The organism is Actinoplanes rectilineatus, assembly GCF_000962825.1.
Lineage (GTDB): Bacteria > Actinomycetota > Actinomycetes > Mycobacteriales > Micromonosporaceae > Actinoplanes > Actinoplanes rectilineatus.
On the sequence record NZ_JZKF01000001.1, the window covers coordinates 136,602 to 145,751 of the forward strand.

Sequence of the window (9,150 nt, forward strand, 5' to 3'; positions counted from 1 at the left end):
TGACACCTCGCCCCTCGCCGCCCTGGCGCAAAAGGACACCGCGGCGGTGCCCGATGAGGTGCGCCTACGCGGAGCGGAACGTGGTTGCGGCGGTCAGGGCCAGCGCTGTCGCGGCCGTGACCGCCGCAGCACCCATGACGGCCGGCAGGGTGTGCGGGAGCAGCCACTCCGCGACCGCCACGAACGCGACGCCGGTCGCCCACAGCGGCGCCGACGGCCACCGCACGCCCGCCGCCACCTGGGCGTTGACCAGGACGAACACCAGCGCGTAGAGCGCACCGGTCGCCGCGAACACCGGTGCGTACCGGCCCAGCCCGGCGTAGGACGGCCCGCCCGCCAGGCTGAAGGCCAGCGGGCCGAACAGCGCCGACGCCGCGACCAGGATCGTGCCGGAGGCGGTGACCAGGGCTGCCGCGACCGCCAGGGCCCGGCGGCTGCCCTGGGCCAGGCGGGGCAGGGCCAGCACCGTCACGACCTGCGGGGCCCACAGCGCGCCTTTGGTCAGGACCGTGCCGACCGCGTACCCGCCGGAGTCGGCGGCCGGCAGCAGGTGCCGGGCCAGGAGCAGGTCGGCGTAGGAGACGAACAGCATGGCCAGCGTCGCCGATCCGGCGGTCAGGACCTGGCGCGCGGTGACGCCGGGCCGGCCGGGAGCGCCGGGGGAGCGGGCCAGCAGGGCCAGGACGGGCGGGACCAGCAGGGCGGTTGCCGCGCCGAGCAGCATCGCGCCGGTCAGGCCGAGGTTCAGCAGCAGGCCCGCGGTCAGGCCCAGGTAGCGTCCGGCGGCCAGGATCGCCATCCCGGCGGCCAGGCGGACGAACCGGGCGTCACCCTGCAACTCGCCGAGGGGGCGACCGGCCAGGACTATCGCGAAGGTCTGCGCGGCGAGCAGCAGCGTCACCGGGAGCGGCAGGTCGAGCAGGGGCGACGCGACGGGGGAGAGCGCCACGACCACACCCGCGCAGAGTGTGGCGGTGAGCCATGCGATCCGGCCGGCTGCGGCGCCGGGGCTGCGGGCGCGGTGCACGGCGACGGCGATCTGCAGGCCGGTTCCGGGCACGCTCACGATCGCGGCCATCGCGAGCACGGTGGCCAGAGCGCCGAGATCAGCGGCTTCCAGCCGTCGTGCTCCTATCAGGGGTACGAGATAACCCAGAGCACTGGTGCCGAAAGAGGCGATCGCGACCGACGCCCCCGATAGCCCGGCGCGGGTGGCTAGAGCCGTCCGTCCGCGACCGCCCTGCCGATCCACGGGATCACCTCGTCGAGCATGGTGTCCAGGCTGGTGTCCGCGGTGAAGCCGAGCACCTCGCGGGCCTTGGTCACGTCCGGGACCCGCTTCGCCACGTCGTGGGCGAACGGTTCGTCGCTGGTGTGGCGGAACGGCACGTCCGGTCCTTTGACCTTGTGCCAGATCAGCTCGGCGAGTTCGAGGACGGTGGTGGACCGGGCCGTGGACAGGTTGAAGTCCTCGTTGCGGGCGGCCGGGTGTTCCATCGCGGTCACGATGCCACGGGCGAGGTCTCCGCCGTACGTGTAGTGCCGCACCTGCCCGCCGGTGCCGAGGATGTGCAGCGGGTCCTGCCCCTTGAGCACTTTCTGCACCAGGTCGGGGACGACGTGCGACATGGCGAGTTTGACGTTGCCGGAGAGGACTTCGGCCTCGCCGAGTGCCCGGCCCTCGCCGACGCCGACGCAGTTGAACGGCCGCACGACGGTGTACGGCAGTCGGTACTGGTCCCAGGCGGCCTGCGCGTAGTACTCCACGGCGAGTTTCTGGAACCCGTAGGAGGAGCGGGGCGGCGGGACGAGCCGCTGGTCACCTTCGACGCTGGGCCAGTGGTCGGTGGATTCGTACACCATCGACGACGACAGGTAGGTGACCTTCGTCAGCGTGCCGGACCGGTGGGCGGCGATCGCGGCGTCACAGGACGACGCCATGATCCGCTCGTTGGTGGCGAGCAGGTCGTACGCGTACGTGTGGAAGTAGGAGATCCCCCCGATCATGGCCGCGCCGGCGATGAAGTGGTCGCAGCCGTCGAGCAGCGCGCCGACCAGTTCCGTGTCGCGCGCGTCGCCCTCGACGAACCGGAACCGCGGGTGGGCGTCGTAGCTGTGCGCGACCGGCCCGTACTTGGAGAGGTTGTCGAGCCCGACCACCTCGTGGCCGCGGCCGAGCAGTTCCTGCACGAGGTAGCCGCCGATGAACCCGGCCGAGCCGGTGACCAGCACTCTTGTCATGCCGGGGTGTCCTCCTTGGAGCGGGCGGCGGGGGTGGCTGACAGTGCCGGCCGCCGGGCTGCCCAGCGGGTGGCGAGCCGGTCCGCGGACAGCCGGGGGCCGAACGCGAAGAAGTACCAGCGTAGGTAGCTGGGCAGGAACCGGCCGACGTCGAAGTGGGATTCGCCGAGTTGCCGGTCCAGCCAGATGGTGGGGATCTCGGCGACGGGCCGGCGCAGGCGGGTGGCTTTGGCGGTCAGTTCGATGCCGATCTCGAAGCCGGTGTTCGACTCGATGCCGACCTCGCGGACGAACGCCGTGTCGTACGCCTTGAAACTGTTCGTGGCGTCGCGGGTGCCGGCCCGGGCGAAGGTGCGCAGCGTCTTGCCGGCCCACCGGGAGGCGAGCCGTTTGAAGCGGGGCCCGCCGACCTGCTGCCCGCCGGGCATGTACCGGGAGGCGGCGGCGACCACCACGCCCCGGTCGACGAGCCGGGCGAGGTCGTCGATCTGCCGCGGGTCGTCGCAGCCGTCGGCCATGGTCACCACCGCGACCGGCGCCCGGGCCGCGTCGATGCCGAACCGGATCGCGTTGGCGGGTCCTCGCCCGTACGTGTTGAGCACCGTCCGCACCCGCGGATCCTTGTCGGCCAGGGCCTGCACGTGCGGGACCGTGGTGTCCTCGGGCATGTCGTGCACGATCAGGATCTCGGCCGGCAGCAGCACCTCGCGCAGGATCCGTTCGAGGTGGCGGACGACTTCCGCGCCCTCGTTGTAGACCGGCACGACCACCGAGACCCGGGGTGTCATACCAGGACGCCCTGTCCGGTCAGGCCCCACATGTCGATCAGTGGCTTGCCGGTGGTCAGCGTCGCGTACTCCGGGTGGGGCGCCGCGATGACCAGCAGGTCGGCGCGCTCGAGCACCTCGTCGAGGGGCAGGAACCGGTCGTCGGTGACATAGGGGTCGGTGCACAGCGTCTCCCGCGCCTTGAGCGTCAGGATCTTGCGGAGTTTGTAGGCGAGGCTGTCCCGGGAGTCGTCGCTGCCGCCCTTGAACGCCATGCCCAGGATGCCGACGGTCAACCCGGCCAGGTCGAACCGGTCCTCCAGGCGGGACACCAGGTAGAGCGGCAGACCCTCGTTGATCAGCATCGCGGAGTGGCCGAGCACGAAGTTGTTCCGGTTGAACGCGGCCAGCTGCATGGTGTCCTTGAGCAGGCACGGTCCGGCGGCGAAGCCGGGCATCGGCAGGTCGGCGGCGCGCGGGTAGTCGTGGGTGACCGCGTGCCGGATCCGCTCGAAGTCGAGGCCGAAGTCGTTGGCCATCATCCAGAACTGGTTGGCGGCGGCGAACTTCAGGTAGCGCCAGGTGTTGGTGTACAGCTTGGCCAGTTCGGCCTCTTCCGGCTGGAGCCGGACGATGCCGTCGGTCAGGGTGCGGAAGAGTTTCTCGGCCCGGTCCAGAGCCTGCGGGGTACGCGCCGCGACGATCTGCGGCAGCGTGAACAGTTCCTCCATCGCCCGTCCCTCGGCGATCCGTTCCGGGCAGAACGCCACGTCGACGGTGAGTCCCCGGCTGGTCAGCAGCTTTTCGGTGAGTGCCGTGACTCCGGGGTAGACGGTGCTGCGCAGCACGACGAGCTGCCCGTCGCGCAGGTGTTCGGCGCAGCGTTCGATGGCCCGGGGGACCGCGCCCAGGTCCGGGTTGAGGTGTTCGTCGACGGGGGTGCCGACGACCACGATCAGCGCCTCGGCCTGTCCGACGCTGCTCGCCTCGGTGGTGGCCCGCAGTCGTCCGGTGGTCAGCGCCTCGGCGAGCGGCGCGGCCGCGCCGTTCTCGGCGAACGGCATCACGCCGGCGTTGACGGTCGCCACCGCGGCCGCGTCGATGTCGTAGAGCACGACGGACAGTCCGCGCGACGCCAGGGCGATGCCCAGCGGCAGGCCGACCCGGCCGCAGCCGCCGACGACGCAGATGTCGACTGTGTTGCCCGGTTGTGTCATGTCACCTCACCATCGCGCTCAGTACCGATGCCCGTGCAGGTTACTGGTGAGGAAACTTCAGGTCCATACCTCGACGGATGTCGTTGTACCGATGGGTATGGCACCCTGCTGTCGTGCCGAACCCTCTGGCGGCCGTGGCCGCTGTGATGATCGCCGTCAGTGTGGCGGCCCGTGCCCTGATCGCCCATCGCGGTTATCTGGCGTACGACGACTTCCCGATCCTGTCGATGGCGGACCGGAACGATCCGACGCCGGACTACCTGTTCCGCCTCTTCAACAACCACTTCATGCCGGGTGGTCACCTGCTCAGCTGGCTGGCGCTGCGGTTCGGCGGTTTCGGGTACGGCCCGTTCCTGGCGCTGCTGGTGGCCGGTCAGGCGGCGGTGAGCGTCGCGTTCTACCGGCTGCTGCGCCTGATGCTGCCGGCCACGTGGACGCTGCTGGTGCCGCTCACGGTCTTCCTGTTCACGCCGCTGACCCTGGAGGCCGGCACCTGGTGGGCGGTCGGCGTCAACGTGCTGCCGATGCAGCTGGCCATGGTCCTGGCGGTCGGTGCGCAGGTGAAGTACGTCCGCACCCGGCGGCCGCTGCACCTGGTGACCCTGGGCCTGTCGATCCTGCTCGGACTGCTGTTCTTCGAGAAGGCGATCCTCGCGGTCGCCCTGGTCTTCCTGGTCACCGCCTGCCTGTACGGCGACGGCCTGTGGTCGACGATCCGCCGCTGGTGGCCGAGCTGGCTGGTGCTGACCGGTGTCTCGCTGGCCTTCCTCGGGCTGTACTCGGCGCTGGCCACCTCGTCGGTGCGGCGGCCGTCGTCGGTCGCCGAGGTGCTCACCTTCATCGGGCAGGCGATCAGTCACACCCTGCTCCCGGGGCTGATCGGCGGCCCGTGGGCGTGGTTCCCGGCCGGGGACGGCGCGCCGATCGCCTCGCCGCCGCCCGCCGCGCGGTGGACGGCGATCGTGATCACGGCGGCGTTCGTGGCGTACACGATCTGGCGTCGCCGGACCACGGCGAGCCGGGCGTGGCTGCTGCTGGTGTTCTACCTGGCGCTGGTCCTGGGTCTGCTCGGCGCGACCCGGATGGGCTCGGTCTACAGCGCGGTCGCCGGTTCGGTGCCGCGCTACATCGCCGACGTCGCGGTGGTCGCCGCCCTGGCGATCGGGGTCGCGCTCTGCGGAATCCAAGAACGAGAAGAGAAAGCCGCAAAAATCCGGATGAGTCCGATCCTGCTCACCGGTCTTGCCGCGCTCCTGCTCAGCTCGGCGTTCACCGGCATCAGGTACGGCGACGAATGGGCGAAGAAGGCCGGCCGCGACTACCTCGCCAATGCCCGCGCCGACCTCGCCACCCTCCCGGCCGGCACGGTCTTCATGGACCAGCCGGTTCCCGAGGGGGTCGTCGGCCCGCTGTCCGCGCCGTACAACCGGCAGTCCGAGTTCTTCGCGCCGCTCCCCGAGGGCCCGGTCTTCGTCACCCAGGGCCGCGACATCCGGGTCTTCGACCAGGCCGGCCACGTGGTCAAGGGCTGGATCGACGGCCCCGCGAACCGTCCCGGACCCCGGCAGGGCTGCGGTTACCGGATCACCGGCGGACCGGTGCGCATCCCGCTGACCGCGAGCACCGCCGAGTACTGGCACGTCATCCGGATCGCCTACCTCAGCGACCGGGACGCCTCGGCCACCGTGCGCCTCGGCGACGGCGAGCCGCGCGGCTTCGACGTGCACCGCGGTCTCAACGCGATGTTCGTGGTCGTCTACGGCGGCGGCGCCGAGGTGGTCCTCGAGTCCGGTGACCCGGCGGCCGGCATCTGTACCGACGAGGTCGCGGTCGGCGACCTGGTCCCGGCCCCCGCGAACTGATCGTGCGCCGAGTCGCGGCCCTGGTCACCGCGGTCGTCCTCGCGCCGCTGGCACTGCCCGGTTACGTGCTGCGCTACGACATGGTGTTCGTGCCGCGGCAGCCGCTGTCCGCGGAGATGATCGCCCCGTCCGGCGCGCTGCCGCGGGCGGTGCCGCTGGACGCGGTGGTATCGCTGGCGAACCTGGCCGTGCCGGGCTGGCTGCTGCAACGGCTCGCGCTGGTCGCGGTGGTCTATCTGGCGGCGCTGGGCGCGGCCCGGCTGGTGCCGTCCGGTCGCCGTGGGACCCGGGTCGCCGCCTCTCTGGGGTACGCGTGGACGCCGTTCCTGGCCGAGCGGTTGCTGATCGGCCAGTGGGCGCTGCTTCTCGCGTACGCGATGCTGCCCTGGCTGATCATCGCGGTGCGCGACCTGACCGTGAGGCGTCCCGGTGCCCTGCCCCGCCTGCTGATCGTGGCCGCGCCCGCCGCACTGACCCCGACCGGCGGCCTGTTCGCGCTCGCCGCCGTCGGGATCCTGGCGCCGCTGCGGTCCCGGGCCACCGTCCTGGCCCTGGCCGGGGTGTCCACGCTGAACCTGCCGTGGCTGGTCGCGGCCCTGACCGGCACCGCCGGTGGCACGTCCGATCCGGACGGTGTCGCCCAGTTCGCGGCCCGCGCGGAGAACTGGGGCGGCACGCTGATCGCGCTGGCCGGCACCGGCGGCATCTGGAACGCGCGGACCGTCCCGGGCAGCCGCACGTCGGTGCTGGTCCCGGTCGCCACTGTGGTGCTGCTCGGCGTCGCCGCGGTGGGCCTGCCGGAGCTGCGGCGGCGCTGGCCGGGCGGCGCGCACCGGCTGTTCGTGCTGGCCGGCGGCGGTTTCCTGCTGGCGGCGGCCGGTGCAACCCCGGCGGCCGGGATGCTGGAGTGGCTGGTCGGGCACGTGCCCGGCGCAGGCCTGGTGCGGGACGGGCAGAAGTTCCTCATCCCGTACGCGATGCTGCTGGCCCTGTGTCTGGCCCTGGGGGCGGAACGTCTCGCCGCGGCGCCGGCCCGCCGGTTCGAGCCCGCCGCCGGGCGGGTGCTGCTGGCGAGCGTCGCGCTGCTGCCGGTGGTGCTGCTGCCCGATCTGGCGTTCGGGGTGGCCGGGGCGCTGCGCCCGGTCTCCTATCCGGCCGACTGGGACCGGGTCGCCGCCCTGGTGGAAAGCGATCCGGGTGAGGTGCTGTCGCTGCCGTTCGAGGGCTACCGGCGGTCGTCGTGGACCGGGGGTGTGGTGGTGCGCGATCCGGCTCCGCGCTACCTGGACGCTCCGGTGTTGATGAACGATGCGCTGCGGGTCGGCACGGTCACCGTCGACGGGGAGAGTCCGCGTGCCGCCGAGGCCGCCGCGCTGCTGGCCGCCGGCCGTCCGGCGGCGGAGCTCGGCGTCCGCTGGGTGCTGGTGGACAGGAGCGGGCCGGCATCGCCGCCGGGCGTGTTCGCCGGGCTGACCCTGGTCCATGACGGACAGGACCTGCGATTGTGGGCGAATCCCGCCGCGGTGGCGATGCCCCGGGGTCCCGTCCACCTTGTCCTGGCAGCGCATCTGCTCGCCGGGACATTGGTTCTCATCGCTTGTTGCGGGTATGCGTGGTACGGTCCGCGCACCCACGAGTCCGGGGAGGAAGAATGGCCAAGTTGGCCACGTTCGTCGTCGCGGCCATCGCCGGGGGAATCCTCGGCGTCGTCGGCATCGTCGCCACCTATGGCGCGGTGAGCCCGTCCGCCGACCATGTCGCCGGTGAGACCCAGCTCGATCCCGCGTCGCAGGTCTACGGCACGCGCTGACCGATCCGCGCCGGCTGTCCGGTGGGAAGCTGTCCGGCGACCACCCGGGCGAAGGCCTCACCCGCCTTCTCCCAGGTGAATCGCCGGGCATGCGCCGCCGCGGCCGATCCCATCGCGGTCCGGCGCGCCGCGTCCAGCAGCAGCGCCCGGGTCGCCTGGAAGAACTCGTACTCGTCCTCGACCAGCACCCCGGTCTCCCCGTCGGTCATCGCGTCGGCGACGCCGCCCGCCGAGCGGAAAGCGACCGACGGCGTGCCGCGGGCCCCGGCCTCCACGATGGTCAGCCCCCAGCCCTCCTTGAGCGAGGGCATCAGCAGCAGCCACGACCCGCAGAGCAGCTCGTGCTTGCGGTCCTCGGCGACGAAACCGGTGAACCGCACCCGATCGGTGATCTCCAGGTCCTCGGCGAGCCGGCTGAGCGGCTCGTCCCACCAGCCCTCGCCGGTCACCACCAGCTCCACCGCCGGCATCTCGGTGGCCAGCAGCGCGGTGGCCCGCAGGGCGAACTCGACCCGCTTGTGCGGTACCAGCCGGCCCAGCACGATCAGGCTCGGATGCGGGGTACGCGGCAACGCCGGCCCGTTCACCTCCGGGGTGCCGTTGTGCACGACGGCGATCCGGTGCGGATCGACGCCCAGTCCGGCCAGTTCGCCGCGGGTCGACTCGGAGACCGTCACGTACTGGCAGCGCCGGTAGACCCGGACCGCGAGCCGCGACTCGATCCACCAGCCGATCCGGGCCACCCGCGGGCCGAACACCACCGGCCACTGCTCGCGGTGCACGTGGTGGACGAGGGCGATCACCGGGATCCGGGCGTACACCTTGCTGAGGAACGGCATGCCGTTGCCGACGTCCACGATCACGCCGGGCCGGCCGAGGCGGCGCCGCGACAACGCGCCGATGCCGATCGCGCCGAGCAGGTAGAGCAGCGCCGCCCGCAGGTAGACCGTGTGCCGGCCGCCGCGCCGGACGATGTTCAGCCCGTCGGCGGTGGTCTCCTGCGCGGGTGCCCGGCCGTGGGCCTGACAGACCAGAGTGGCCCGGTACCCCTGCTTGATCAGGGACGCGGCGATCCGTTCGAGGTAGACCTCGGAGCCGCCGCCCTCCGGGTGCAGGGTGTCCCGCCAGTTCAGGAACAGGACGTGACCGCGGCAGGTATCCGTCATGGTCTACTCCGCCACCCCTACTAGCGAGTACGATTCGCGGTCGCGTCACACTAGGGCAGCTCCGCGACGATCCGCAATGGCGACGTA

6 protein-coding genes and 1 pseudogene are annotated in these 9,150 nt (G+C 72.0%); 2 read left to right on the top strand and 5 right to left on the bottom strand.

Going from position 1 to position 9,150, the window contains the following annotated elements; translation table 11 throughout:
• Window positions 1-35: 35 nt before the first annotated feature.
• From WH85_RS00550 to WH85_RS00565, 4 genes and pseudogenes are all read right to left on the bottom strand, one after another.
• Window positions 36-1,252 (bottom strand): annotated as a pseudogene (locus WH85_RS00550) (lipopolysaccharide biosynthesis protein); the annotation flags it as partial.
• Entirely contained in the window at window positions 1,216-2,241 is a 1,026-nt protein-coding gene (locus WH85_RS00555) for an NAD-dependent epimerase/dehydratase family protein (RefSeq protein ID WP_045739591.1), read from the bottom strand. The gene WH85_RS00555 and the pseudogene WH85_RS00550, both read right to left, overlap by 37 nt.
• The gene (locus WH85_RS00560) at window positions 2,238-3,029 is read right to left on the bottom strand and encodes a glycosyltransferase family 2 protein (RefSeq protein ID WP_045739592.1); all 792 of its coding nucleotides are present in this window, start codon (window positions 3,027-3,029) and stop codon (window positions 2,238-2,240) included. The genes WH85_RS00555 and WH85_RS00560 overlap by 4 nt, the downstream gene beginning before the upstream one ends.
• A complete protein-coding gene (locus WH85_RS00565; RefSeq protein ID WP_045739593.1) occupies window positions 3,026-4,225 on the bottom strand; it encodes a nucleotide sugar dehydrogenase in 1,200 nt (399 codons plus the stop codon). The genes WH85_RS00560 and WH85_RS00565 overlap by 4 nt, the downstream gene beginning before the upstream one ends.
• Window positions 4,226-4,338: 113 nt before the next feature.
• On the opposite strand from WH85_RS00565, the gene WH85_RS00570 reads away from it, so the two are divergent.
• Together WH85_RS00570 and WH85_RS00575 are read left to right on the top strand one after the other, a co-directional pair.
• Entirely contained in the window at window positions 4,339-6,087 is a 1,749-nt protein-coding gene (locus WH85_RS00570) for a hypothetical protein (RefSeq protein WP_052720037.1), read from the top strand.
• 2 nt (window positions 6,088-6,089) lie between these two features.
• Entirely contained in the window at window positions 6,090-7,826 is a 1,737-nt protein-coding gene (locus tag WH85_RS00575) for an MmpA family trehalose lipid delivery protein (protein ID WP_425394604.1), read from the top strand.
• Between the two features lie 55 nt (window positions 7,827-7,881).
• Here WH85_RS00575 and WH85_RS00580 read toward each other — a convergent pair whose 3' ends face one another.
• On the bottom strand, window positions 7,882-9,063 hold the full coding sequence (locus tag WH85_RS00580; RefSeq protein WP_045739595.1) for a glycosyltransferase family 4 protein: 1,182 nt from the start codon (window positions 9,061-9,063) through the stop codon (window positions 7,882-7,884).
• Window positions 9,064-9,150 lie beyond the last annotated feature (87 nt).

Coding starts and splice junctions, on each gene's coding strand:
- WH85_RS00555 (WP_045739591.1), bottom strand. CDS start 2,241: ATGACAAGAGTGCTGGTCACCGGCTCGGCCGGGTTCATCGGCGGCTAC.
- WH85_RS00560 (WP_045739592.1), bottom strand. CDS start 3,029: ATGACACCCCGGGTCTCGGTGGTCGTGCCGGTCTACAACGAGGGCGCG.
- WH85_RS00565 (WP_045739593.1), bottom strand. CDS start 4,225: ATGACACAACCGGGCAACACAGTCGACATCTGCGTCGTCGGCGGCTGC.
- WH85_RS00580 (WP_045739595.1), bottom strand. CDS start 9,063: ATGACGGATACCTGCCGCGGTCACGTCCTGTTCCTGAACTGGCGGGAC.